The sequence below is a fragment of the Bradyrhizobium sp. NBAIM08 genome (assembly GCF_020193935.1).
GTDB classification, from domain to species: Bacteria; Pseudomonadota; Alphaproteobacteria; order Rhizobiales; family Xanthobacteraceae; genus Bradyrhizobium; species Bradyrhizobium yuanmingense.
Genome location: NZ_JADYVR010000002.1, coordinates 945,781 through 969,641 on the forward strand (window position 1 = coordinate 945,781; position 23,861 = coordinate 969,641).

25 protein-coding genes are annotated in these 23,861 nt (G+C 66.6%); 21 read left to right on the top strand and 4 right to left on the bottom strand.

Going from position 1 to position 23,861, the window contains the following annotated elements; translation table 11 throughout:
- Positions 1-2: 2 nt before the first annotated feature.
- From I6F37_RS10585 to I6F37_RS10640, 12 genes are read left to right on the top strand one after another with little or no spacing between them, the layout of a single operon-like run.
- Entirely contained in the window at positions 3-440 is a 438-nt protein-coding gene (locus I6F37_RS10585) for an SRPBCC family protein (protein ID WP_225125943.1), read from the top strand.
- A 2-nt stretch (positions 441-442) separates the two neighbouring features.
- Positions 443-886 carry an SRPBCC family protein gene (locus I6F37_RS10590; RefSeq protein WP_225125945.1) on the top strand — a complete coding sequence of 148 codons (444 nt, stop codon included), beginning with the start codon at positions 443-445 and terminating at the stop codon, positions 884-886.
- A gap of 3 nt (positions 887-889) precedes the next feature.
- A complete protein-coding gene (locus I6F37_RS10595; RefSeq protein WP_225125947.1) occupies positions 890-1,708 on the top strand; it encodes a xanthine dehydrogenase family protein subunit M in 819 nt (272 codons plus the stop codon).
- Positions 1,709-1,714: 6 nt separating this feature from the next.
- Positions 1,715-2,191, top strand: a complete 477-nt coding sequence (locus I6F37_RS10600; RefSeq protein WP_109144206.1) for a (2Fe-2S)-binding protein — start codon at positions 1,715-1,717, stop codon at positions 2,189-2,191.
- A gap of 9 nt (positions 2,192-2,200) precedes the next feature.
- On the top strand, positions 2,201-3,793 hold the full coding sequence (locus I6F37_RS10605) for a xanthine dehydrogenase family protein molybdopterin-binding subunit (protein ID WP_225151136.1): 1,593 nt from the start codon (positions 2,201-2,203) through the stop codon (positions 3,791-3,793).
- A 1-nt stretch (position 3,794) separates the two neighbouring features.
- Positions 3,795-4,817, top strand: coding sequence for a xanthine dehydrogenase family protein molybdopterin-binding subunit (locus I6F37_RS10610; RefSeq protein ID WP_109144208.1), 1,023 nt, complete (start codon positions 3,795-3,797; stop codon positions 4,815-4,817).
- Between the two features lie 10 nt (positions 4,818-4,827).
- Positions 4,828-5,709, top strand: a complete 882-nt coding sequence (locus I6F37_RS10615) for a MoxR family ATPase (RefSeq protein WP_109144209.1) — start codon at positions 4,828-4,830, stop codon at positions 5,707-5,709.
- Positions 5,706-6,824, top strand: coding sequence for a VWA domain-containing protein (locus I6F37_RS10620; RefSeq protein ID WP_225151138.1), 1,119 nt, complete (start codon positions 5,706-5,708; stop codon positions 6,822-6,824). The genes I6F37_RS10615 and I6F37_RS10620 overlap by 4 nt, the downstream gene beginning before the upstream one ends.
- A complete protein-coding gene (locus I6F37_RS10625; protein ID WP_036013325.1) occupies positions 6,821-7,705 on the top strand; it encodes an amidohydrolase in 885 nt (294 codons plus the stop codon). Before I6F37_RS10620 ends, I6F37_RS10625 begins: the two co-directional genes overlap by 4 nt.
- 30 nt (positions 7,706-7,735) lie before the next feature.
- Positions 7,736-8,584: an MBL fold metallo-hydrolase gene (locus I6F37_RS10630; protein WP_036023756.1), complete on the top strand. Its 849-nt coding sequence runs from the start codon at positions 7,736-7,738 to the stop codon at positions 8,582-8,584.
- Between the two features lie 19 nt (positions 8,585-8,603).
- Complete coding sequence (locus tag I6F37_RS10635; RefSeq protein ID WP_225151139.1) at positions 8,604-10,178, top strand: isochorismatase family protein; 1,575 nt, start codon at positions 8,604-8,606, stop codon at positions 10,176-10,178.
- 3 nt (positions 10,179-10,181) lie between these two features.
- Positions 10,182-10,808 (top strand): NAD(P)H-dependent oxidoreductase, encoded by a 627-nt coding sequence (locus tag I6F37_RS10640; RefSeq protein ID WP_225151141.1) that lies wholly within the window; start codon positions 10,182-10,184, stop codon positions 10,806-10,808.
- 27 nt (positions 10,809-10,835) lie between these two features.
- Here the strand turns inward: I6F37_RS10640 and hydA are convergent, their stop codons facing one another.
- On the bottom strand, positions 10,836-12,296 hold the full coding sequence (hydA, locus tag I6F37_RS10645; protein WP_085969190.1) for a dihydropyrimidinase: 1,461 nt from the start codon (positions 12,294-12,296) through the stop codon (positions 10,836-10,838).
- A complete protein-coding gene (locus tag I6F37_RS10650; RefSeq protein WP_225145670.1) occupies positions 12,257-12,997 on the bottom strand; it encodes an aspartate/glutamate racemase family protein in 741 nt (246 codons plus the stop codon). The genes hydA and I6F37_RS10650 overlap by 40 nt, the downstream gene beginning before the upstream one ends.
- 206 nt (positions 12,998-13,203) lie before the next feature.
- Here I6F37_RS10650 and I6F37_RS10655 point away from each other — a divergent pair, with 206 nt between their 5' ends.
- Both I6F37_RS10655 and I6F37_RS10660 read left to right on the top strand, forming a co-directional pair.
- Positions 13,204-13,914 (top strand): GntR family transcriptional regulator, encoded by a 711-nt coding sequence (locus I6F37_RS10655; protein WP_225151143.1) that lies wholly within the window; start codon positions 13,204-13,206, stop codon positions 13,912-13,914.
- 2 nt (positions 13,915-13,916) lie between these two features.
- The gene (locus I6F37_RS10660; RefSeq protein WP_225151144.1) at positions 13,917-14,666 is read left to right on the top strand and encodes an aspartate/glutamate racemase family protein; all 750 of its coding nucleotides are present in this window, start codon (positions 13,917-13,919) and stop codon (positions 14,664-14,666) included.
- Here I6F37_RS10660 and I6F37_RS10665 read toward each other — a convergent pair whose 3' ends face one another.
- Positions 14,667-16,055: an amidase gene (locus I6F37_RS10665; RefSeq protein ID WP_225151146.1), complete on the bottom strand. Its 1,389-nt coding sequence runs from the start codon at positions 16,053-16,055 to the stop codon at positions 14,667-14,669. It lies immediately after the preceding gene.
- A gap of 88 nt (positions 16,056-16,143) precedes the next feature.
- Here I6F37_RS10665 and I6F37_RS10670 point away from each other — a divergent pair, with 88 nt between their 5' ends.
- From I6F37_RS10670 to I6F37_RS10685, 4 genes are read left to right on the top strand one after another with little or no spacing between them, the layout of a single operon-like run.
- Positions 16,144-17,238: an ABC transporter ATP-binding protein gene (locus I6F37_RS10670; RefSeq protein ID WP_225125964.1), complete on the top strand. Its 1,095-nt coding sequence runs from the start codon at positions 16,144-16,146 to the stop codon at positions 17,236-17,238.
- Between the two features lie 30 nt (positions 17,239-17,268).
- A complete protein-coding gene (locus tag I6F37_RS10675) occupies positions 17,269-18,315 on the top strand; it encodes an ABC transporter substrate-binding protein (RefSeq protein ID WP_036004961.1) in 1,047 nt (348 codons plus the stop codon).
- A gap of 18 nt (positions 18,316-18,333) precedes the next feature.
- A complete protein-coding gene (locus I6F37_RS10680) occupies positions 18,334-19,197 on the top strand; it encodes an ABC transporter permease (RefSeq protein ID WP_036004964.1) in 864 nt (287 codons plus the stop codon).
- Positions 19,197-20,012: an ABC transporter permease gene (locus I6F37_RS10685; RefSeq protein ID WP_036004967.1), complete on the top strand. Its 816-nt coding sequence runs from the start codon at positions 19,197-19,199 to the stop codon at positions 20,010-20,012. The genes I6F37_RS10680 and I6F37_RS10685 overlap by 1 nt, the downstream gene beginning before the upstream one ends.
- On the opposite strand, the gene I6F37_RS10690 is transcribed toward I6F37_RS10685, so the two are convergent.
- Complete coding sequence (locus I6F37_RS10690; protein ID WP_036004970.1) at positions 20,013-20,348, bottom strand: hydroxyisourate hydrolase; 336 nt, start codon at positions 20,346-20,348, stop codon at positions 20,013-20,015.
- A gap of 26 nt (positions 20,349-20,374) precedes the next feature.
- On the opposite strand from I6F37_RS10690, the gene I6F37_RS10695 reads away from it, so the two are divergent.
- Genes I6F37_RS10695 through I6F37_RS10705 form a run of 3 tightly spaced genes read left to right on the top strand, consistent with a single transcriptional unit; the run spans position 20,375 to position 23,812 of the window.
- A complete protein-coding gene (locus I6F37_RS10695; protein WP_036004972.1) occupies positions 20,375-21,583 on the top strand; it encodes an MFS transporter in 1,209 nt (402 codons plus the stop codon).
- A complete protein-coding gene (locus tag I6F37_RS10700) occupies positions 21,564-22,934 on the top strand; it encodes an amidase (RefSeq protein WP_225151148.1) in 1,371 nt (456 codons plus the stop codon). Before I6F37_RS10695 ends, I6F37_RS10700 begins: the two co-directional genes overlap by 20 nt.
- A gap of 17 nt (positions 22,935-22,951) precedes the next feature.
- On the top strand, positions 22,952-23,812 hold the full coding sequence (locus I6F37_RS10705) for an alpha/beta hydrolase (RefSeq protein ID WP_036004986.1): 861 nt from the start codon (positions 22,952-22,954) through the stop codon (positions 23,810-23,812).
- Positions 23,813-23,861 lie beyond the last annotated feature (49 nt).

The window sequence follows — 23,861 nt, forward strand, 5'->3', positions numbered from 1 at the left end:
CAATGGCCCGCGTCTACGTCTCCACCGTCGTCAACGCCCGCAACGACCGCGTCTGGGCGCGGGTGCGCGATTTCAACGGCCTGCCGAACTGGCACCCGGCCATCGCCGAAAGCCGGATCGAGGGCGGCGAGCCCGCCGACAAGATCGGCTGTGTCCGGGATTTCCGTCTGCGCAACGGCGACCGCATCCGCGAGAAGCTGCTCGGCCTCTCCGATTACGACATGTTCTGCACCTACTCGATCCTGGAATCGCCGATGGGCGTCGAGAACTACGTCGCCACCCTGCGCCTGACGCCCGTCACCGACGGTGACCAGACGTTTTTGGAATGGACCGCCGAGTTCGATTGCGCCCCGGAACGGGAGACCGAGCTCGTCAACAATATCGGCGGCGGAGTGTTCCAGGGCGGCTTCGACGCGTTGAAGCGCGTGTTCGGAGGCTAGCCGTGCCGCATATCGTCAAGAGCACGATCCTGAACGCACCGACGGACGCGGTGTGGGACGTGCTGCGCGATTTCAACGGGCACGACCGCTGGCACCCGGCGGTTGCGACCTCCTCCATCGAACGCGCGCAATCCGCCGACAAGATCGGCTGCGTGCGACGGTTCAAGCTGAATGACGGCTCGGAGCTCCGCGAGCAGCTGCTGGCACTGTCCGACCTGGAACAGACCTTCAGCTATTGCCTGCTCGATACGCCGGTCCCGATGTTCAACTACGTCGCGCATGTCCGGCTGCTGCCGGTGACCGACGGTGACCGCACCTTCTGGCACTGGGAATCGCGGTTCACGACGAAGCCGGAGGACAAGGACCGCATCACCCACATGGTCGCGGAAGACATCTATCAGGCCGGATTCGAGGCGATCCGCCGCCATCTGAAGGAGGCCGCTTAAGCCATGGCCGTGACGGTAAAGACCTTTACGAATGCGAGCGAGGCGGCTGGCGCGCTGTCGTCGGACCGGAGCGCGCGCTATCTCGGCGGCGGCACGCTGGTGATGCGGGCGCTGAACGAAGGCGACGTCTCGATCTCGACGATCGTCCGGGCGCAGGACCAGGCGCTGACCCGGATCGACGCCTCAAGTCCACGCATCACGCTGGGCGCCGGCGTGACCTTCGCGCGCGTGCTCGCCGAACGCGACCTCGCCTTCCTGCATGCCCCTGCCCGCTCGATCGGCGGTCCCGCCGTCCGCAACATGGGCACGGTCGGCGGCAATCTGTTCGCGCCGAACCCTTACGGCGATTTCACCGTGGCGCTGCTGGCGCTCGACGCCACCATTGCGGTTCAAGGCGGCTTCGGCTCGCGCGATATTCCGATCGAGGAGTTTCTGCAGGGGCGCGAGCGTCAGGCCGGAACTTTGGTGCTGTCGGTGTCCTGCACGCGGCCGGCAAGCAGCGAGGCGTTCCGATATCGCAAGATCGCGCGCATCAAGCCGAAGGGCGGCTCGGTGATCACGCTTGCCGCGCATCTGCCGGTCAGCGGCGGACGGATTGCGGGTGCGCGGATTGCGCTGGGCTCGATGGCGCCGACCCAGATCCGCGCTCGCGCCGCCGAGCGCGCGCTGGAGGGCCGCTCGCTGGATGCGGCGACCATCGCAGCTGCGGCCTCTGCCGCCACAGAAGGAACTTCGCCCTCAGACAACGCGCTCGGCAGCGCCTGGTATCGCCGCGAGATCGTCGGCGTGCATCTGCGGCGCCTGCTATCGGGACAGGAATAGCTCGCCATGACAAAAATCCCCCTGCAGTTTCGCCACAACGGCCGCGACGTCGCGATCTTCGTCGACGGCGGCACGAACCTGCTCGTCGCGCTGCGCGAGCTGATCGGCGACATGACGCCGAAATTCGGCTGCGGCCAGGGTGGCTGCGGCACATGCAGCGTGCTGATCGATGGCGAGCTTCACCTCTCCTGCCTGACGCTCGCCGAGACCGTCGCGGGCCGCTCGGTCGAGACGCTCGACGGCATGAAGCAAGGCCCGAACCTGCATCCGCTGCAGCGCGCCTTTGCCGACAATTTCGCCGCCCAGTGCGGCTATTGCACGCCGGGCATGCTGATGGCTGCAAAGGCGCTGCTCGACCGCAATCCCGCCCCGAGCCGGACTGAGGTGATCGAGGCGATCTCCGGCAACATCTGCCGCTGCACCGGCTACGAGCCGATCATCAATGCCATCCTCGCCGCCGCGGGCGGCCGGGCCAGCGCCTGAGGTCAGACCATGCTGGAACTGCGCAAGGACATCTTCGCCGACGAGCGTGACGATAACCTGAAGGAAATCGGCAAGGGCACGCAGCGGCAGGACATGCTCGGCCACATCACGGGCACGTCCAGCTATTTCAACGACCACAAGCTGCAGGGCATGCTGCACCTGAAGGTCGTTCGTTCGACCCAGGCCCATGCAAGGCTGCGCCGCATCGATACCACCGAGGCCGAGCGCTCGGCAGGCGTGCGCCGAATCATCCGTGGCGCGGACGTGCCACGCAACCTCAACACGCTGCTCAGCCTGATCAACTTCGGCAAGGACGACGAGCCGTCGCTGGCGGTCGACAAGGTCCGCTACAAGGGCGAACCGATCCTCGCTATCGTCGCCGACAGCGAGCGCGAGGCGTTCGAGGCGATCGCAAAAGTCAGGATCGATTACGAGCCGCTGCCGGCCGTGTTCGACGTCGAGGATGCGCTGAAGCCGGGTGCGCCCGTCGTGAACGAGACCTATCCGAAGAACGCCTTCATCTATCACGACGTCTATGATCACCAGCGCCTGCGCTTTGGCGATGCCGATTCCGCGCTCGCAACCGCCGACCACGTGCTCGAGCAGCGCTACCAGATGTCGCCGATCGAGCACGCGCCGACCGAGACCAACGGCGCGATCGCCGCGCCCGATACCAACGGCCGCTACGTCGTCTATACCTCGACGCAAGCGCTGTTCTTTTCGGTCGACACCTGCGCGAAGATTTTGGACGTGCCATCCAACACCTTCCACTTCATCGGCGGCACGGTCGGCGGCGGCTTCGGCGGCAAGGTCGATACCTTGACCGAACCGCTCGCGATCCTCGGCGCCATGCTGACAGGGCGCCCGGTGCGCTACGTGTTCGGCCGCGAGGAGGAGATGCAGTACGGCCCGCCGCGCGGCGCCGAACGCATCTACATCAAGGACGGCGTGATGCGCGACGGCCGCATCGTCGCGCGCAAGATCCGCGCCTATTTCGACAGCGGCGCCTATACGCGGCTATCGAGCTATGCCGCGGTGAAATGCGCCGCGCATCTACCGGGCCCCTACACCATCCCGAACGTCTATGGCGACGTCTATTGCGTCTTCACCAACCGCACGCCGGCGACCGCCATGCGCGGCTTCGGCGTCACCGCAATGGACTTTGCCATCGAATGCCAGATGGACAAGCTCGCAAACCTCGTCGGCATGGACCCGATGGAGTTCCGGATTCTGAACGCCTATCGCGACGGCGACATGAAGGCGCATCGGCGCGAGGCCAAGAACACCGCGCTGATCGAGTGCGTCCAGGTTGCCGCCGAGAAGGCCAAATGGCCGATCCGCGACGAGTTCAGGCGCGCCTCCTCGCGCAAGGACGGCGGCGGCAGCCGCGCCGTGATCCCGCCAACACCGACGGATTCGCGCAGCCGGCCCGCTGCGCCGGCGCAGCAGCGCACGACCTACGACCGCGCGCCGGTGACGGCGACAAGAGAGCCGCCGCGCGAACCAACTCCGCCGGCGCCGCCGCCTCCCCCGCCCCGCCCGGCCGCGCCATCGCACGGCGCGACCCGATTCTCCTCCGTGTTCGGCACCAGGAGACGCTGAGATGACCCGGCATCGTGGACGCGGCATGGCGTCGATCAACTACCCCATCGGCATGAATCTCGGCGGCGATCCGAGCCAGGCGCTGGTGCATTCCAACCCGAGCGGCAAGTTCACCGTGGCGCTGTCGTCGATCGACCTCGGCCAGGGCATGAAATCGGTGACGCGGCAGATCTGCGCGGAGACGCTGGGCGTGCCCGTCGAGGACGTCTATGTCGACACGGCGGATTCCGACACCGGCCCGCACTGCATGGGCTCGTTCGCCTCACGCGGCACCCATCGCGTCGGCAACGCCGTGATGGCTGCGGCGCGCGAGGCGCGCGGCGTGATGATGGAGGCCGCCGCCGAGGAGCTCGAGGTCAACGCCGCCGATCTCGAGACCGACGGGCGCGGCAACATCCATGTCAAAGGCGCGCCGCACCGCTCGATCTCGACAAAGGACGTGGCCATTGCCGCGCAGTTCAAACAGGGCAAGACCATCTCCGGCCGAGGCATCTTCCTGGTGCCGCTCTCCAACGTCGACCCTGAAACGGGCGAGATGTCGCCGGCAACCTGCTATGCCCATGCCTGCCTTGTCGCCGAGGTCGAGGTGGATGATGAGACCGGCGAGGTCGCGATGGTCCGCATGGACTCGGCTTATGAGCTCGGCCGCGCGCTCAACCCGCGCCTGGTCGAGCAGCAGCTGGTCGGCGGCGCCTGGATGGGCATCAGCCACGCGCTCTACGAGACGCCGGAGCCGTACTATCCCGATCCCGTCCATGGCCCCCGCGACTTCGTCGAATATCTGATGCCCGGTCCAGGCGATATCTGCCCGCACGATATCGCGGTGCTTGAACGCCCTGCGCCTGATGGTCCGTTCGGGGGAAAAGGCCCCGGCGAGATGTGCGCCAATCCGGTGCTGCCCGCCGTGGCGAACGCAATCTTCAACGCCGTCGGCGTGCGGATCGACGACCTGCCGATCACGCCGGAAAAGGTGCTGCGGGCGATCAAGGCGCAGGGCGGCGCGCGGCCGCAGGCGCGGCGTTAGAGGATCGGCCGTGGCGGTTCGCAGCAACATCGTCGGCATCGACAGCCCGGAGGCGCTGGAGAGGGCGTTGCGCGCGGCCTATTATCTCGCCGACGAAGGGCTCGCGACCGCCGCCTATCTCGGCCTTGCGCTGGGCAAGCCGCTGCTGCTCGAAGGCGCGCCCGGCGTCGGCAAGACGGAGGCGGCAAAGGCAATAGCTGCGGTGCTCGGCCGCCGCCTGATCCGCCTGCAATGCTACGAGGGCATCGACGCCTCTGCCGCGCTCTATGAGTGGAACTATCCACGCCAGATGCTGGCGATCCGTCAGGCCGGCGACGAGAGCATCGACATCTATGGCGAGACGTTCTTGATCGAGCGGCCGATGCTGGCGGCGCTGCGCGCACCTGATTCCACCGTGCTCCTGATCGATGAAATCGACCGCGCCGACCAGGAGTTCGAGGCCTTCCTGCTCGAATTCCTCTCCGACTTCCAGATCTCGATTCCCGAGCGCGGCACGGTCCGCGCGGCCGAGCGGCCGGTGGTCGTGCTCACCTCGAACCGGACCCGCGATCTGCACGAAGCCTTGCGCCGCCGCTGCGTCTATCACTGGATCGATTATCCGACGGCGGAGCGCGAGGCACGCATCATCATGATGCGCGCCTCCAGCGTCGCCGAAACCACGGCCCGCGCCGTCGTCGCGGCCGTCGAGAGATTGCGGCGTGAACCGCTGAGCAAGGCCCCCGGGATCGCCGAAGCCGTCGACTGGGCCGAGGCCGCGACCCTCCTCAACAAGGGCGGCGCGCGCTGGCCTGATGCCTTCAAACGCTCGATCGGCGTCGCGCTGAAGGACGAAGAGGACCTGCACTTCATCGCGCCGCGGCTCGATGCCATGCTCGCGGAGGCGACCGCATGAGCATCGAGCCGCAGCTCCCGCGCGCTGCCCGCACCTTTGTTTCCTTCGTCGCCCTGCTGCGCGCCAACGGCTTCGCCGTCGCGCCGGAACAGACCACCGCGTTCCTCGCCGCGATTGCGCTGCTCGGACCGCGCAAGCTCGAGGACATCAAGCAATCTGCGCTCGCCACCCTCGCCCCTCCGCACGAGCGCCGCGCCACCTTCGATCGGCTGTTCGACCTGCATTTCCGCGGCAGCGAGGCGATCGAGCGTGCCGACGACGGCGAGGACGACGAGACCGTCCGTCTGCAGGAGGAAGGTCGCGGCGACGAGGAGCCCCTGCTCTCCGACGAGGCCAACGAGTCCGGCCTGACTGCATCGCGCACTGAGGCGCTGGTCGAGCGCCGCTTCGTGCAGCTATCCACGACCGATGCCCTCCGACGCCTGGCACGCGAGGCGCCGCGGTGCCTGCCACGGCGGCGCGGGCACCGCCGCATGCGGGCGCGCCGCGGCCCCTTTGCCGACCTCCGCCGCACCTTGCGCGACAGCGTCCGCAGCGACGGCGAGATCCTGCGGCTCGGCCACATGAAACGGCGGCAACGGCCGCGCAAGGTGTTACTGCTGATCGACGTCTCCGGCTCGATGAAAAGCGGCACCGAGGAGAATATGAAGCTTGCGCATACGCTGGTGCAGGCCGCGCCCAATGTCGAGGTCTTCACCTTCGGCACGCGTCTGACCCGTGTCACTCGCGCGCTGCGGCTGAAACGGCGCGAGCAGGCGCTGAGCGCCGCGGCACATCTGGTCAGCGACTGGGACGGCGGCACTCGGATCGGCGACGCGCTGCAAGCGTTCCTGGCGGTCCCGCGGTTCGGCGGCTACGCCCGCGGCGCCGCTGTGATCATCATCTCCGACGGGCTCGAGCGTGGAGAGCCGGACGCCCTTCGCGACGCTGTCGCGAAACTATCGCGGCGGGCCTGGCGCCTCAGCTGGCTGACGCCGCTCGCGACAGGCCCCGCGTTCCGTCCGCAGACAGAAGCGCTGGTCGCGATCGAACGCTTCGTCGACGATCTCGTGGACGGCGGGTCGAGCGCATCGATCGTCGCCCACGTGCTGGCACTGGGAAGGAGAGCTGCGTGAGCAATATTGTCGACGGCCATCATCACATCTGGCGGCAGGCCGATCTGCCCTGGCTGACCGGTCCCATGCAGCCCCGCATCTTCGGACCGTACGAGCCGATCCGGCGCGATTATCCGATCCAGGAATATCTCGACGATCTCAAGGACAGCGACGTCACCCGTTCCGTCTATGTGCAGACCAATTGGGCGCCCGAGCATTTTGAGGAGGAAGCAGCGTGGGTACAGCGTACCTCCGACGAACATGGCTGGCCGCACGCCATCGTTGCCTACGCCAATTTCGCGGCCGAGGACGTCCGTCCGCAGCTCGACCGCCTCAAGCGTTATCCGCTACTGCGCGGGGTGCGCATGCAGCTGCATTGGCACGAGAACCCGCTCTATCGCTTCGCAGCGCGTCCGGATCTCTGCACCGACCCGACGATCCGTCGCAATGTCGCACGTCTTTCCGATTACGGCTGGAGCTTCGATTTGCAGGTGTTCACGCCGCAGATGCCGGATGCTGCGCAGCTGGCCGAATCCTGTCCCGGCGTGACCTTCATCCTCCAGCATGCCGGCATGCTCGAGGATCTCTCGCCGGCTGGACGGGCGGCCTGGCGCGCCGGGATGGCCCGGCTCGCGAGTTGTCCGAACGTGGTCTCGAAACTGTCCGGGCTCGGCACCTTCATCCATCGCAACGATCCCGCGCATATCGCCGCCGTGCTCACCGATACCGTCGCGATCTTCGGCGCCGAGCGCTGCCTGTTCGGCTCCAATTTTCCGATCGAGAAATTGTGGACCAGTTATCGCGAGCTCGTCGCAGCCTTTCGCGCCGCCGCCGCCCCGTTCAGTGCGGAGCAGCAGGATGCGATCTTCAGGACGACGGCGACGCGCGTCTATCGGCTTTGACAGACAAGAAACGAGACGGGAGGGAAACGAATGGCGCTGGAGATCAAGATCCTGGACTACGGCGATATCGAGCTGGAATCGAGCTTCCTGGTGCTCGGCCGCGACTGCGGCCGCACCCGCCGCGTCCTCACGCTCGGCTTTTTGATCCTCGGCGGCAAATATCCTGTTGTCGTCGACACCGGCTATCGCTCCAACCAGATCATGGAGACGCTGGGCATGCGCGGGCTCCAGTATCATGAGAACATGATCGAGAACCAGCTCGCGCGCCACGGCGTTCGCATGGGCGACGTTCGCTTCGTCTGCCACACGCATTTGCATATCGACCATGCCGGCAAGGACGACCTGTTTCCGATGAACACGACCGTCGTGCTCAACCGCAAGGAGCTCGAATATTCCGTCTCCGGCCTGATGCATCCGCAATATCCCGCGCCAGACATCAAGCACCTGATCGACCGGCTGCATACCAAGAGCGCGCTGCGCTTCCTGGACCTCGAGATCACCGGGCCGATCGAGCTGATGCCCGGCGTCTATTGCGACGCCGCCAACGCGCACACCGAGGGCTCGATGAACATCATCGTCGAGACCGCCGACGGCATCGCCACCATCTGCGGCGACGTGATCTACGACTTCAACGACCAGATCGTCACGCCCTTCCATGAGATCCACGATTGGGAGCCGCGTACCACCGGCAACCATGGCACCACCAAGCGCGCGGAAAAGGCGGCGATCAAAAAGCTGCTGAGCAGCTCGCGCTACCTGCTCCCGGTCCACGACCGTCCCGCCAAGATCGAAGGCGGCAATGTCGTGGGGCGTCTGCACGATCAAGTCCCTGGCCCGATCGTGCAGTCGCTGCCCGAGCGCAACTGGTTCCCGGCTTGACGTTGTCGAGGATCGACCGATGACGCATGTGACGTTGCGAAGCGAGTTCGAAACCCTGATCGACCCCTATGCGCCGGTCGCACAGATCGGCACTGGCTTCGACTTCACGGAAGGGCCGATCTGGCATCCGGTCGATCATTATCTGCTGTTCTCGGACATGCCGGCCGACGTGCGGCGGCGCTGGGATGCGCGGCGCGGCGTCGTCGAGGTCAAACGCCCGTCGAACAAATGCAACGGCATGACCTATGACGCCGAGCTCAATTTGATCGTCTGCGAGCACGCGACCTCGTCGCTGATCCGCGAACGCCCGGACGGACGGCGCGAGGTGCTCGCCTCGCATTTCGGCGGCCAGGAGCTCAACAGCCCGAACGACGTCTGCGTGCACTCATCCGGCGCGATCTATTTCTCCGATCCATGGTATGGCCGCATGCCGGTCTATGGCGTCGAACGGCCGCGCCAGCTCGGCTTCCAGGGCGTCTATCGCGTGGTGCCGGGCGGCGAGCCGAAGCTCGTGGTCGAGCGCAGCCTGTTCGACCAGCCGAACGGGCTATGCTTCTCGCCGGACGAGAGGCTGCTTTATGTCAACGACACGGTGCAAGCGCTGATCCGCGTGTTCGACGTCAACAGCGACGGCTCGCTGTCCAATGCGCGCGTGTTCGCCAGCGGCATCAAGTCCGAGCTCGAGCCTGGCTTGCCCGACGGCATGAAATGCGATCAGCACAGCAACATCTGGGTCACCGCGCCCGGCGGCGTCTGGGTCTATTCGCCGCGCGGCGAACTGCTCGGCAAGGTCCGCGTGCCGGAGCTGGTCGCCAACCTCGCCTGGGGCGGGCCGGATTTCCGCACGCTCTATCTCACCTCGACGCACTCGGTGTATGCGATCCCGACCCGGGTCGGCCCGCGGCATGAGCCCTATATGAGCGGCAGGCGCGCTGGCGGCGGAACAAGCCCGGGCTCATCGCCAGCCGCACCTATTCTGACCGAGGGCGAGATGCGCCTCGATCCGCAACGCTGCGCCATGATCATTCAGGATCTCCAGAACGACGTCATCATGGACGGCGGGGCTTTCGCCGAGTCGGGCGCGCCGGGTCACGCCAAGCAGCAGCATGTCGTGGAGAATGTGCGGCGCCTGGCGGAAGCCGCCCGCGCCCGCGGCGTCACCATCATCCATGTCTGGTTCGTGGTCGAGCCCGGCGCGCCCGGCGTCACGCTGAACGCTCCGTTGTTCGAGGGCCTGGTCGACAGCAAGGCGATGGTGCGCGGGAGCTGGGGTGCGGCCCCGGTTTCAGGCCTCGAGCCCCGGCCCGGCGATTTCGTGGTCGAGAAGATGCGGATGAGCGCCTGGGAAGGCACGCGGCTGGAGACGATCCTGAAAGCGACCGGTCGCGACATGATCATCAATACCGGCGCCTGGACCAACATGTCGATCGAGCACACGGCGCGGACCGGCGCCGACAAGGGCTATTTCATGATCGTGCCCGAGGATTGCTGCTCGACCATGAATGCCGACTGGCACAACGCCTCGATCAACTTTGCCATGCAGAACGTCGCGGTCGTGACCAGGGCCGACGCCGTGATCCGAGCGCTGGGATGAGCTGTGGCAAAGCTCTTGCACTTGTCCTGCTCGCCGCGCGCCGAGGCCGAATCGACGGCCGGCGCGCGGGTCTTTCTCGATGGCTTCCGCCAGGCCCGGCCGGATTGGGACATTGATGTCGTGGACATCTGGCGTGAGCGGATGCCGGAATTCACCGGTCCGATCGTCGAAGCCAAATACGCCCGCATGAAGGCTCAGGCCTTCACCGATGCGCAGCGCGACAGCTTTGCCGAGGCCGAGCGAATGGCGCTGCGCTTCTCGCTCGCCGACCGGGTGCTGATCTCGACCCCGATGTGGAACTTCGGCCTTCCCTACAAGCTCAAGCAGTGGTTCGACATCATCGTCCAGCCCGGTCTCACCTTCCGGTTCGATCCGTCGCAGGGATATCTGCCGCTGCTCAAGGACCGGCCGACGCTGGTGATCATCGCCAGCGGCAGCGATTTTGCCACCGGCATGAACCGCGGCCGTATCGATATGGCAACGCCCTGCTTACGGGAGATCCTGCGCTTCATCGGGATCAGCAATGTCCGCTTCGTCCTGATCGGTCCAACCACGGGACCACAAGCGCCGATCGATGCCGCCCGCGAACGGGCCCATCAACGTCTCGCTGCAATGGCCGCGACCTTCTGAAGCGCGATGGCGGCGTGTCGAGCCGGATCAGATCAGGCTCGACTTGCCCCGGCTCAGCACCTGGCCTGCGCCTTTGGCGCCGACGATCCGGCCCTCGCTGCAGACCACCTCTCCCCTCGCGATCGTCGTCACCGGCCATCCCGTAACCTCGAAACCTTCCCAGGGCGTGTAATCCGCGCCGTGATGCAGATCGGCCTGCCGGATCGGCTTCTTCAACTTGGGATCCCAGAGAACGATGTCGGCGTCGAAGCCGACGCCGATCGAGCCCTTCCGGGGATAGAGACCGTAGATGCGGGCGTGGTTGGTCGCGGTCAGCTCGACGAACTTCTGCAGGGTGATGCGGCCCTTCGAGACGCCTTCGGAGAACAGGATCGGCAGCCGCGTCTCGACGCCGGGGATGCCGTTCGGCACCCAGCGGAACGAGGTACGGGCGTTCGGCGTCAGCTTGCCCTTGGGATCATCGTAGCGGAACGGGCAGTGATCGGACGAGAAGGTCTGGAACACGCCCGACGTAATGCCCTCCCAGATCGCCTCCTGGCTCTCGACATCGCGCGGCGGCGGCGAGCAGACATATTTCGCGCCCGTGATGTCCATGTTGAGGCCCTTCATGTCGTCGGCCGTCAGCGTGATGTATTGCGGGCAAGTCTCGGCATGCACGGGCAGGCCACGCTGCTGCGCCCAGCGCACCTGCTCCATCGCCTCGCGTCCGGAGACGTGCACGATCATGATGGGAACGCCGATCACCTCGGCATGGCTGATGGCCCGGTGCGTCGCCTCGCGCTCGACCGCCTGCGGCCGCGAGGTGCCGTGATAATACGGCGCGATATGACCTTCGCGCTCCAGCTTGCTGGTCAGGAAACGGATGGCGTCGTAGCCCTCGCAATGGACCATGACCAGCGCCTCCTCGCGGCGCGCGACCTCGAACACTTCGAGCAGCTGCTTGTCGCTGAGCACGAGGTCGTCATAGGTCATGAACACCTTGAACGAGGTGTAGCCGTCCTTGACCAGCGCCGGCAGCTCCTGCCCGAGCACCACGGCAGTCGGATCGGAGATGATGAGATGGAAGGCCGTATCGATGTAGCACTCACCTTCGGCGAGCTTGCGATAGTTCTCGACACAGCTGCGCAGCGAGGTGCCTTTCTCCTGCAGCGCAAAGGGCAGCACCATGGTGTTGCCGCCGGCTGCGGCTGCGCGCGTCGCCGAGGCAAAATCGTCGGCCATCACCACGTCGGGGCCCGAGGGCTGGGAAATATGGACGTGGCTGTCGATGCCGCCCGGCAGCGCCAATAGGCCCGACGCATCGATCTCGCGCGCTGCGCCCGCGATGCTATCGGCGATGCTGACGATGCGGCCGTCGCGAATTCCGATATCAGCGCGAAACTCGTCGCTGGCCGTCACGATGGTGCCGCCGCGGATGGCGAGGTCGAGCTGCGTCACTGATGTCTCCGTCACCTGATATTTGGCATTGTCTGGAAGATCCGTCCCCATTTCGCAAGGGCCGTCACATCGCCGCCGGCGAGGCAGAGGGTCCGCCACAGCGTCACCGCGACCGAATCGAGCACGGCGATATCCAGCTCCCGCTCCAGCGTGGCCGCAAGCGCCGCACCATCGAGATTGGTGCAGAGGATGACGATCGCGTCAGTCCCCTCCGCCGCCACGGCGCGGATCATATCCGTGATCGTCGACGGCGCGACTTCGCCAAAGGAAAAGTTGTCGCGCAAGCCGAGATGCCGCTCGGCATGCGGGGCGATCCCCTCCTCAGCCCAGACGTCGGCAATGCGCCGCTGCACGTCGTCGGTATAGGGCGAGACCAGGCCGACGCGCCTGGCGCCGAGCGCGCAGGCGGCATCGATGCAGGCCAGGGTCGATGTCGTCGCCGGCACATTTGTGCGGGCCGTGATCGCCTCGCACAGGCTGCGGTCGCGGCCGATGCCGAGCCAGCTTGCGGACGTTCCGTTCCAGGCGATCGCGTCGACCTTGGCATCGGCCAGCAGATCTGCCGCCGGCAACATCACCGAGGCATCGAACTGGCTCAGCGCGGCGGCATCGAGCGCGATCTGGGTGACGCGGAAGCGAGAGAAATGCGCGGTGACGCCGGGGGTGCCCGCCAGCATAGCGCTGGTGACGGGCTCGAGCACCGAGTTGGAGGACGGCGTGATCATGCCGAGGCGCTTGCGCATGGCTGACATCGATCACAGTCGCTCCGTTGCCGCAGGGAGCATCAAACGCTCCCTCGAAACGATCATCGGCATCCCCGGCGCCGTGCGCAACCCGCAATTTGCATACTGCATACAATTTGTTCGATATGCATTTGTTTTACGCCACATACGTCGCCTATTTGAGCATCGCGTTCGGCTCGGTATGGCTAGGATGAGTTGCAAGCAGGAAGCCTCGCGTGCAGCAAAAATCCGAAACGAACCCGGCGCGAAAGTCGCCCAAGCTCAAGCGGATGGGCCTGCATGAGCGCGCCGCCGCGCGGATGCGGACGATGATCATTCGCGGCGAGCTTCCGCCGGGCTCGCAGACTCAGGAGACCAAGCTGTCGAAGGAGCTCGGCGTGTCGCGCACCCCCTTGCGCGAGGCGATGAAGGTGCTCGCGGCGGAAGGCTTGATCGAGCTCCGTCCCAACCGCAGCCCGCGCATCGCCGATATTGCGGTCGACGGCATCTCGGAATTGTTCGAGGCGCTCGCCGGGATCGAGCGGCTCGCCGCCGAGCTCGCCGCGGAACGCGCCACCGAGCGCGATCTCGTCCGCCTACGCACGCTGCAGACCCGGATGGAGGGTCATCACCGCAGCGGCAAGCTCGACGATTATTTCGCGATCAACGGCGAAATCCACAACGCCATCGTCCGCATGGCCCGCAACACCCCGCTGCGCGAGGCGCACGAGACGCTGATCTTCCGCGCCGAGCGTGCGCGCTATCTCGCGCTCGGTGCCGACAGGCGCTGGAGCAATTCGGTCGACGAGCACGCCGACATCCTGGCCGCCCTCGAAGCGCGCGACGGCGAAGCGGCCGGCCGCCTGCTCGGCGCGCACGTTGCGCGCACCGGCACGGCGCTGCTGGAAGTTCTCGCCGCCTCTCAGGCCAAGCGGCCGGCGGCATGATCATGAAGCTGCTCCTGCTCAACCCAAATACCAGCACTGAGGTCACGCAGCTGATGCTGGGGGTCGGGCAGCGCGCCGCCTCGGCAGGTACCGAGCTGATCCCCTGCACCGCGGCCCGCGGCGTGCCCTATATCGCCACGCGCACCGAAGCGCAGATCGGCGGCGCCATCGCGCTGGAGATGCTTGCCGAGCAGCACAAAAAGGTCGACGCCGCGATCATCGCGGCCTTCGGCGATCCCGGCCTGTTCGCGGCGCGCGAGACCTTCGACATTCCCGTGATCGGCATGGCGGAAGCCGCGATGCTGACCGCGTGCATGGCCGGACGCCGCTTTGCCATCGTTACCTTCGCGCAGGCGCTGGGGCCCTGGTACGAGGAATGCGTCCGCGCCCACGGGCTGTGGGAGCGCTGCGCCGGCATCCGCATGCTGGATACGCCGTTTCAGGCGATCTCCGAGGTCGGCACCGAGAAGGAGGACATGCTGGTCGAGCTCGCCCGGCGCGCCATCGTCGAGGACGAGGCCGATGTGCTGATCTTTGCCGGCGCCCCGCTCTCGGGTCTTGCCGAGCGCGTCGCCGACCGGATCCCTGTCCCCGTGGTCGATCAGGTCATAGCTTCAGTGAAGCAAGCCGAGGCGCTGCATGCGCTGCGTTTGCGCAAGGCCGTTGCGGGCACCTTCCGCCGCCCCGCCGCCAAGCCGACCATCGGCCTTGCCGAAGCGCTCGCCGCCCGGCTCGAGCATCGCGACAGCTGATCAGAGAGGCGGCCGGCGATGCGAAAAACCCAATTCGTTCTCGAGCACGCGGCCGAAGGCAAACAAGCGGGATTCGCATCCCGGCGGTGCGACGATCTGCATGCCGAAGGGCAGCACATTCTCCCCGCGCGGCACCGGCACGGTCAGCACAGGGAAGCCGACCAGCGACACGATGAAGGTCACGGCGAGATAGTCGATCGGCGTCTCCAGCGCGGCCCCATCGATGGCCGTGACGTCGGCGATTTCATTCGGCCAGGGCAAGACCGACGCAGCCGGCGCGACCAGGAAATCGGCGCGATTGAACAGCTGGCGAAAGCTGCGGTAGATCGCGGTGCGGCGCCGCTCGGCGTCGAGGTAGTCCTGCACGGACAGGTTTGCACCGGCTTCGATATTCCAGATCACGGTCGGCGTGAGCTCCGCACGCCGCGTTCTCAGCAACTCGCCGTAAGCGTTGGCGATGTGCGCGGCGCGCAAGGTGCGGAAGGCTTCGATCGCCCCGCCGCAATCCGGCGAGGACGGCACGACATCGGCAACACGCGCGAACGCCTGGCAGGCCGCAGCGAAGCGGGCACGAGCCTCGCGCGCAACCGGCGCCACACCGAAATCGGGCGTGACCGCAATCCGGGCACGGTCGGGGACCGGTCGATCATCATCGGTACTGCCGAGCGAGAGCGGATCATTCGCATCGTCTCCGGCGCAGACCGACAACGCGAGTTCGAGATCATCGACACCGCGGGCGAGGAAGCCGTGGGTCGCCAGCATGTCCCAGCCGAGCGGCCGGCGCGGCGATGCAATGCGGCCGGGTGTCGGCCGGATCGAGGCGACACCACAGAAGCTGGCGGGCGTGCGCACCGAGCCGCCGAAATCGGTGCCGTGCGCCAGCGGCACCATGCCGGATGCGACCGCGACGGCAGAGCCGCCGGACGATCCGCCGGAGGTCAGCGCCGGATCGAAGGGGTTGCGTGTCGGCCCGCACAATCTGTTGGTGCAGACCGCGCCGAAGCCGAACTCCGGCGTGTTGGTTTTGCCCAGAATGACCGCGCCGGCACGCCGCAGCCGCGCCACGACGAGATCATCCTCGGCCGGGACGTGATCGCCGAACAGCAGGGATCCGTAAGTCGTCGCAAGTCCCGCAGTGTCAGTGAGGTCCTTGACCGCAATGGGCACGCCGTGCAGCGGGCCCATCGGCGCAGAGGCGGCATCGCACATCTGCGCTGCACGGCGGGCACCATCCGCATCCACCGTCACGAATGCCGCCAATCGGCTGTCGAGGCTCGCCATCCGCGCCAGATGCGCTTCGACGGCCTGGCGGGAGGACACTTCGCGCCTTGCAATGGCGCGCGCGAGCTCTGTCGCCGTGAGGTCGCATATCGATCGATCCGATGTCATGGGGTCACCATGCCAAAACGCTCCGCGAAAAGCGACAGTCGCGGGCACGAGACTTGCTTTCTCCTCTGGGGCAACGGGAGGCAACACCATGGTTGATGCGCCAAGCAGCCGATCGCTTGTCGTCGATGCGGTCACCCACCGGTATCCGAGTGGCGCGCTTGCGGTCGAGAACATCAATCTCGACATCAAGGGCGGCGAGATCATTGCGCTGCTGGGTCCGTCCGGCTGCGGCAAGACAACGCTGCTGCGCATCATCGCCGGCTTCATCGCGCAGACGCAAGGGAGGATCATCATCGGCGACGACATCGTCGATGCACTGCCGCCGAACAAGCGCGCCGTCGGCATCGTATTCCAGAACTACGCGCTGTTTCCGCACCTGTCGATCAGCGAGAACGTCGCCTACGGCCTCGCCGCCCGCGGCATCGACAAGGCGACGCGCCAGCGCGAAGCGCAGCGCCTGCTCGAGCTGGTGCAGCTGCCGGCTATGGCCGAGCGGCTGCCGCGGCAGCTCTCCGGCGGCCAGCAGCAGCGCGTTGCGCTCGCCCGCGCGCTCGCGATCAAGCCGTCGATCCTGCTGCTCGACGAGCCCTTCGCCGCGCTCGACAAGAATCTGCGGCTGGACATGCAGATCGAGGTCAAGCGGCTGCAGCGCGTTTCCGGCATCACCACGCTGATCGTGACGCATGACCAGGAAGAAGCGCTGTCGATGGCCGATCGTGTTGCGGTGCTGAGCCATGGCAAGCTCGAGCAGTTCGGCTCGCCATCGGACGTCTACGATCGTCCGCAGACGCTGTTCGTCAACACCTTCGTTGGCTCCACCAACCGCATGCCCGGCATCGTGGTCTCAGCGGACCGCACGGCAGCGAAGGTGCGCCTCGATGCCGGCGCGGAGATCATCGCGCGTCCCGCGGGCGGTGCGCTCAGCGAGGGCGGCCGCGTCACCGTCTGCATCCGCCCCGAGCACCTGCAATTCGTCGGCGACGAGACCGGCTTTGCCGGCGTCGTTGGCATGTCGCTGCCGCTGGGCGCCACCGTCGTGCACGAGGTCACCACGGCCGATGGCTCCGGCGTCAAGGTTTCTCAGGCGCGCATCGGCGAGACGCGCGCCCTGGAGAGCGGCGCTGCGGTGCGCCTCGCACCCCTCGCCCCATCGCTCGCCAACGCCTTTCCCGCAACGCTTTAGATCCAGTCCTTGTCCAGAGGGGAGTTTGATATGATCATGAATCGCAGAAGCCTGCTGACCACGGCGCTCACGCTCGGGGCCATGAAGGCGTTTCCAGGCCTGAGCTACGCCCAGGCGCGTCCGCTGGTGTTTGCGACCTTCACCGGCAGCTGGGAGGAAGCGCACAAGGCCGTGCTGGTGCCGGCGTTCCGCAAAGCCAATGCGGACGCCGCGATGGTGCTCGATCCCATGCTCTCTGTCGACCAGATCGCTAAGGTCAACGCGGCGAAAGCAAATCCACCGATCGACGTCATGCTGCACGACCCGGGTCCTGCCCTCGTCGCCGTCGGCCAGGATCTGGTCGAGCCTTATCCGGTCGAGAAGAGCGCCTACTACAAGGACCTGATCGCCGAGGCACAGGAACCGATGGGCCCCGCCCCGTTCTTCCAGGTCGTCGGCCTCACCTACAATCCGGAAGCGGTCAAGACGCCGCCAACGTCATGGGCCGATCTCTGGAAGCCGGAATTCAAGGGCCGCGTCGGCATCACCAACCTCAACTCGACACTCGGCACCGGCTGGCTGGTCGAGATCGCCAAGATGCGCGGCGGCTCGGAGGCCAATGTCGATCCGGGCTTCAAGGCACTGGAGGAGCTCAAGCCCAATCTCGCCGCGGTCGCCGCCAATCCCGGCGCGCTCGCGACCCTGTTCCAGCAGGGCCAGATCGACATCTCGCCCGGCAATTTCAACGCCATCCAGATCCTGAAAGCGCGCGGCGTGCCGGTCGAGTTCGTGGCGCCGAAGGAAGGCGCCATCGCCTTCAAGACCACGATCCACATCGTCAAGAACTCGCCGAACCGCGAGCTCGCCTTCAAGCTGATCGAGGCGGCGCTGACGCCGGAGGTGCAGACCACGCTGATGAACCCGCCCTACCTGATCGTGCCGACCAACTCCAAGGTGACGATGGGCGGCGAGATCGCACGTGTGCTGGCCAAGGACACCGCCGAGCTGAAGAAGAAGTTCGTGTTCCAGGACTGGAAGAAGATCAACGAGCAGCGCTCGGCCTGGATCGAACGCTTCAACCGCGAGATCAAGATCTAAAACCTCGAGGTTCAAGCCATGGGCGCAGCGCCGGCAGCACGGGACGTGACGTCCTACGGAATGGGATTGGCAGCGCCGCTGGCGCTGTTCTTCCTGGTCTTCTTCGTCGCGCCGCTGCTGCAATTGTTCTGGCTCTCGCTGCACAACGACACGGCCGGGCTCCATTGGGGGCTCGGCCAGTACCTGCACTTTCTCACCGATCCCTTCAGCCTCGGCGTGCTCGGCTCGACGCTGCTGCTGGGCGCCGAGGTGACGGCCGTCTGCCTCGTGCTCGGCTTTCCCATCGCCTGGCTTTATCAGCGGGTCGGGCCAAAACTTCAGACGGTCATCATCCTGATCGTGCTGCTGCCGCTTCTGACCAGCGTCGTGGTCCGCACCTTCGCCTGGATCGTCATCCTCGGGCGCCAGGGCATCATCAACGCGACGCTGCAATCGCTCGGCCTGATCGATACCCCGCTGAAACTGCTCTACACCCAGTTCGGCGTGGTGATCGCGCTGGCGCAGGTGCAGATGCCCTTGATGACGCTGCCGCTGATAACCGCGCTCGGCCGCATCGATCCCAATCTCGACGACGCCTCCTGTTCGCTCGGCGCCGGAAGCTGGCGCACCTTCTTCCGGATCGTGCTGCCACTGTCGCTTCCGGGCGTCATCGCCGGCTGCACGCTGACCTATGCCGCCGCGATCACCGCCTTCATCACCCAGTCGCTGATCGGCGGCGGACAGATGCTGTTCATGCCGATGTATCTCTACCAGCAGGCCTCGACGCTGCAGAACTGGCCGTTCGCGGCTGCGATCTCGATCATCTTCCTGCTCGCCGTGCTCGCGGTCGTCTCGGTCTTCACCACGCTCGGCCGCATGTCGCGCGGCTATGGAGGCGCATGATGAGCGGCCGCAAGCGCACGCTCGAGGCGATCAGCTTCGAGCTCGTCATGACCGTGATCGCGATGATCGCGCTTCTCATCATCATCGCCCCCTCGCTCGTGGTGCTGATCGTCTCCTTCACCAGCGGCTTCTCGCTGCGCTTCCCGCCGCCCGGCTATTCGCTGCGCTGGTACGTCGAGCTGTGGAATGCCTGGCAGCTGCATTTCGCGGCCAAGAACAGCCTGATCGTGGCGCTATGGGCGACCGGCCTGTCCGTTACCCTTGGCGTCGCCGCGGCGCTGGCGATCTCCAGGTCGCGGACGCTGTCGGCGCGGCTGCTCGATTCGCTCTTCATGTCGCCGCTGGTGCTTCCCGCGCTCGCCTTCGGCCTCGCCGCCCTGATGCTGTTCTCGCTGGTCGGCCTGCCCGTGTCGCCGCTGACGCTGGTGATCGGCCACACCGTGGTCTGCGTGCCCTATGTCGTGCGCAACACGGTCGCAGCGCTGGCCCAGCTCGAGCCGACCCTGCTCGAAAGCTCGGCCGTGCTCGGCGCCAGCCGCCTCTACACGTTCCGCCGCATCGTGCTGCCGCTGATCCGGCCGGGCATCATCGCGGGCGCCTTCATCGCCTTCATGTCGTCCTTCGACAACGTGCCGGTCTCGCTGTTCCTGCGCGATGCCGCCACCGACATGCTGCCGATCCGGATGTGGCAGGATCTCGAAGGCAAGCTGGATGTCACCATCGCAGCCCTCTCGGGCGTGCTGATCATCGCCACCGTCGCGCTGGTCGCGGTGATGGAGCGCGTCACCGGCCTGTCGCGGCGGCTGACCAACTGATCAGGCGCCGCGGAACAGCGAATAGCCCCAGCGCGTGAATTTCAGCGGCAGATGAAAATGCTCATCAACGTTCTTGATGCGAAAGCGGAACGGCGTCACGGTGAGGAAACCGTCGCGCTCGCCAAAGAACTCGCCGAGATGAAACAGCACCTCGTACGCGCCTTCCGTCACACCGGCACCTTGCGCGACGGCATGATCGAGCACGCCGTTGGCGCCGAGCCGCCCGTCGGCAATGCGCTGGGACTCCGGATCGATCCGCCAGATCTCGACGCGCAGCCCCTGCGCCGGACGCCCGCTCGCGACATCGACCGCGTGAATGGAAATACCGCCTGCCACAATGTTCCTCCCATGAGCACGCCGCCATGGTAGACGGAAATACGGCCGCTCGGCCAGCGCCCGCGCTGCTGCCGGCCCTGTTGCCTGCTTTGGGGGCGATGACCGCGCTTCAGGCCCTGGTCGCGCTGGCCTTGTTCGCGCCCGGCGTGGTCGCCCCGCGCGCCCATATCGAGGTCTGGCAGCTCTCGATGTTCTCCGCCGCCGTGTTCGCGGTCGGCATCCCCGCCTCGTTCTGGGGCGGCGGCTTCATCGCGCGCCTTGGCTCGCTGCGGATCGCGAGCCTGTGCGCGGCGGCCATCGTCGTCGGCATGGCGCTGGCTTCGCTCGGGACGAGCGCCGCCCTGCTGGCTGCGGGCCTGTGCATCGGCCTCGCTATGGGACCCGAGACGCCGGCGAGCGCGGCGCTGCTGGCGCGGCTCGTCACTGCCGAGCGGCGCGCCTTCGTGTTCTCGGTGCGCCAGACCGGCAACCAGATCGGCGCCGTTTGCGGCTCGCTGGCCCTGCCCGCGATCGCCATCGTGTTCGGACCGGTCTGGTGCTATGCGGCCGTTGCTGCCTTGGCGCTACTGGCGATCGCGCTGTTCGAACGGTTGCGGCCGGCCTATGCCGGCAAGGTCGCCCCGCCGCCAAAGCTCGATCTCCGCGCGCGGGTGGCGCTGGTGATCGCGGACCGGCGGATCGCGATGCTGGCGCTGGCCTCGATGCCGTTCAGCGCGATGCAGGTGTCGCTCAACACGGTCTTCGTCACGCTCGGCACACGCGAGCTCGGCCTCAGCCATATCGAATCCGGCATGGCGCTCGCCTGCGCGCAAGCCGGCGGCCTGATCGGCCGTCTCGGCTGGGGCTATGTCGCCATGCGGCTCGATGCCTCGCGCGCCGTCCTCGTCGTCATCGGCCTCGGCATGGCCTTCTGCGCCGCGCTGCTCGGCCTGAATGGCGCTTCGCTCGGCCGCAGCGGACAATTCATCATTGCCGCATTGTTCGGCCTGACGGCGTCGGGCTGGAACGGCGTCTTTGTCGCCGAGATCGCCCGCCTCGCCCCGCAGGACCGGATCGGCGAGACCACCGGCGCGGTGCTGACCGCGTCCTATGCCGGTCTCCTTGCCGCGCCCGCGCTGGTGTCGATCCTGGATGGCGTGGCCAGTCTCGGCATGGCCTTCTTCGCCCTGGCGTGCCTTGCCCTTGGCGGTACATTGGCGTTGATCTGGGGAGGCCATGACAACGCGGACAAATAACGCGCGCGAGATCGCTGCCGCCGTCAGCGCCGGGCGGACCAATGCCGTCGAGACTGCGAAAGCAGCGCTCGGCCGCATCGAGGTCGCCAAGGCCTTGAACGCGGTCGTCACGATCGATCCTGCGCGCACGCTGTCAGATGCTGCGGCGGTCGATCATCGCCTGCGTATGGGCGAGATCATGCCGCTCGCCGGCGTTCCCGTGATCGTCAAGGACAACATCTGGGTCGGCGGCTGGCGCGTGACGCAGGGCTCGCGCCTATTCTGCGATTTCATCGCGCCGCGCGATGCCATCGCGGTCGAGCGGCTGCGCAAGGCCGGTGTCGTTGTCGTCGGCATCGGCGCGACCTCCGAGTTCGCCTGCAAGGGCGTGACGACCTCGCAACTATACGGGCCGACGCGACATCCGCTCGATCCCGCGCTGACGCCCGGCGGCTCATCGGGTGGCCCGGCCGCAGCTGTTGCAGCCGGCTTGGTGCCGCTCGCGATCGGTACCGATGCGGGCGGCTCGAGCCGCAGGCCGCCGGCGCATGTCGGGGTTGCCGGCTTCAAGCCGTCCTACGGCGCGATCCCCTATGGGCCAGGTTTCGCCGAGCCCTTCTTCGGCCTCTCCGTCATCGCGCCGATCGCATCGGACGCGGCCGATATCGCGCTGGCGTTTGAAGCCATGGCCGGCGCCGACCCGCACGATCCGGAGTCTGCCGTCGTGGTGCAGCAGGCCAAAGACATCGGCAGTCAGCGCATCGCGTTCTCGCCGCGCCTTGGTCTCGACGTCGCGATCGACGACGTCGTCGCGAATGGCCTCGCCGCCGCCGTCGACCGGCTTTCCGCAGCGGGTTTACGCATCGCGCGACGCGATCCTGTCTGGCCGGCAGATGCCACGGAGGATGCGATCATGCCGCTGCAGCATGCGGGGCTCGCAGCACTCCACGGCGAACGCTTTCGCAACGATCCGACTGTGTTCGATCCTGACATCGCCAAGCAGATCGAGCGAGGTCTCACCTGGTCGGGTGCGGAGGTCGCCGCAGCGCTGCTCGCGAGCACCGCGATCGCCAATGCCTTCGCAGCGTTCTTTACCGAAGCCGACCTGCTGCTGGCGCCGACCGTCCCCTGCGTCGCCTGGCCGCTGATGCAGCTAGGCCCTGATATGATCGGCGAAAAGCCTGCAAGCCCGCGGGCCCACGCGGTGTTCACGCCCTTCGTCAATCACGCCCGCCTGCCGGCGATCTCGATTCCGTGCGGAACGGATCGGCGCGGGCTTCCCTTCGGCCTTCAGATCATCGCGGCGCGCGGGCAAGACCGCTCGCTGCTCGCAGCAGCGCAAGAGATCGAAGCGATCTTGCGCAGTGCCTGACGCAAACGGAGACTCCCATGGTTGAGAACGCTCATTCGACAATTCGACCGCTCGACCCCCGCGACCGGTGGTCCGAGCTGTCTCGGGCGGAACGCAGTGCCGCCTATGACAACAACGCGGCGGTCAAGAACAGCCCCGCCCTGATCGCCGAGCGCAACGAAGCCTCAAGCCGGCTGCGGGGCTCGCTCAAGTCCCATCTCGACCTGCCCTACGGCGAGCGGGCGAATAACAAGATCGACCTCTACCCGGCCGCAAAGCCTGATGCGCCCTGCCTGGTGTTCCTGCATGGCGGCTACTGGCAACGCAATTCGCGCGAGCTGTTCGCCATGCTGGTCGCAGGCGTCGCCGCGCATGGCTGGTCGGTTGCGATCCCCGGCTATTCGCTGGCGCCCGAGGTGTCCCTCAGCGACATCGTCGCCGAGATCCCGCGCGCGCTCGACTGGCTCGCGGCGCACGGCGCGTCCTATGGAATTGCCGGGCCGGTCGTGCTGTCGGGCTGGTCCGCCGGCGCCCATCTCGCTGCCATGGCGCTGGATCATCCGCGTGTCCATGCGGGGCTCGCGCTCTCGGGCGTCTACGATCTCACGCCGATCCGCGATACGGGGCTGAACGATGCGCTGAAGCTGACGGACCAGGAGATCGCCACGCTGTCGCCGCTGCGCCTGCCCGTCACCCGGAAGCGCCTAGACATCGCCTATGGCAGCAGCGAGCTGCCGGCACTCGTCTGCGATTCCATCAATCTCTACGACAGGCGCGTGGCGGCGGGAGCGCCGGGCAAGCTCATCTCGGTCGAAGGCGCCGACCATTTCACCATTCTCGAGGCTCTGCGCCGGCCGGACGGAGTCCTGGTGCAGGCCGCGCGGCGGCTGCTGGACTAAAAGTGCGAAAAACAACCCCATGCACAGTAGCGATGTCGTTGTTTGCAAA

What these genes read in the sequence shown, in the direction of transcription:
- I6F37_RS10585 (WP_225125943.1), top strand. Translation starts at nt 3, where the DNA reads ATGGCCCGCGTCTACGTCTCCACCGTCGTCAACGCCCGCAACGACCGC.
- I6F37_RS10595 (WP_225125947.1), top strand. Translation starts at nt 890, where the DNA reads ATGGCCGTGACGGTAAAGACCTTTACGAATGCGAGCGAGGCGGCTGGC.
- I6F37_RS10600 (WP_109144206.1), top strand. Translation starts at nt 1,715, where the DNA reads ATGACAAAAATCCCCCTGCAGTTTCGCCACAACGGCCGCGACGTCGCG.
- I6F37_RS10605 (WP_225151136.1), top strand. Translation starts at nt 2,201, where the DNA reads ATGCTGGAACTGCGCAAGGACATCTTCGCCGACGAGCGTGACGATAAC.
- I6F37_RS10610 (WP_109144208.1), top strand. Translation starts at nt 3,795, where the DNA reads ATGACCCGGCATCGTGGACGCGGCATGGCGTCGATCAACTACCCCATC.
- I6F37_RS10620 (WP_225151138.1), top strand. Translation starts at nt 5,706, where the DNA reads ATGAGCATCGAGCCGCAGCTCCCGCGCGCTGCCCGCACCTTTGTTTCC.
- I6F37_RS10630 (WP_036023756.1), top strand. Translation starts at nt 7,736, where the DNA reads ATGGCGCTGGAGATCAAGATCCTGGACTACGGCGATATCGAGCTGGAA.
- I6F37_RS10635 (WP_225151139.1), top strand. Translation starts at nt 8,604, where the DNA reads ATGACGCATGTGACGTTGCGAAGCGAGTTCGAAACCCTGATCGACCCC.
- hydA (WP_085969190.1), bottom strand. Translation starts at nt 12,296, where the DNA reads ATGGGGACGGATCTTCCAGACAATGCCAAATATCAGGTGACGGAGACA.
- I6F37_RS10650 (WP_225145670.1), bottom strand. Translation starts at nt 12,997, where the DNA reads ATGTCAGCCATGCGCAAGCGCCTCGGCATGATCACGCCGTCCTCCAAC.
- I6F37_RS10660 (WP_225151144.1), top strand. Translation starts at nt 13,917, where the DNA reads ATGAAGCTGCTCCTGCTCAACCCAAATACCAGCACTGAGGTCACGCAG.
- I6F37_RS10665 (WP_225151146.1), bottom strand. Translation starts at nt 16,055, where the DNA reads ATGACATCGGATCGATCGATATGCGACCTCACGGCGACAGAGCTCGCG.
- I6F37_RS10670 (WP_225125964.1), top strand. Translation starts at nt 16,144, where the DNA reads ATGGTTGATGCGCCAAGCAGCCGATCGCTTGTCGTCGATGCGGTCACC.
- I6F37_RS10675 (WP_036004961.1), top strand. Translation starts at nt 17,269, where the DNA reads ATGATCATGAATCGCAGAAGCCTGCTGACCACGGCGCTCACGCTCGGG.
- I6F37_RS10680 (WP_036004964.1), top strand. Translation starts at nt 18,334, where the DNA reads ATGGGCGCAGCGCCGGCAGCACGGGACGTGACGTCCTACGGAATGGGA.
- I6F37_RS10685 (WP_036004967.1), top strand. Translation starts at nt 19,197, where the DNA reads ATGAGCGGCCGCAAGCGCACGCTCGAGGCGATCAGCTTCGAGCTCGTC.
- I6F37_RS10695 (WP_036004972.1), top strand. Translation starts at nt 20,375, where the DNA reads ATGGTAGACGGAAATACGGCCGCTCGGCCAGCGCCCGCGCTGCTGCCG.
- I6F37_RS10700 (WP_225151148.1), top strand. Translation starts at nt 21,564, where the DNA reads ATGACAACGCGGACAAATAACGCGCGCGAGATCGCTGCCGCCGTCAGC.
- I6F37_RS10705 (WP_036004986.1), top strand. Translation starts at nt 22,952, where the DNA reads ATGGTTGAGAACGCTCATTCGACAATTCGACCGCTCGACCCCCGCGAC.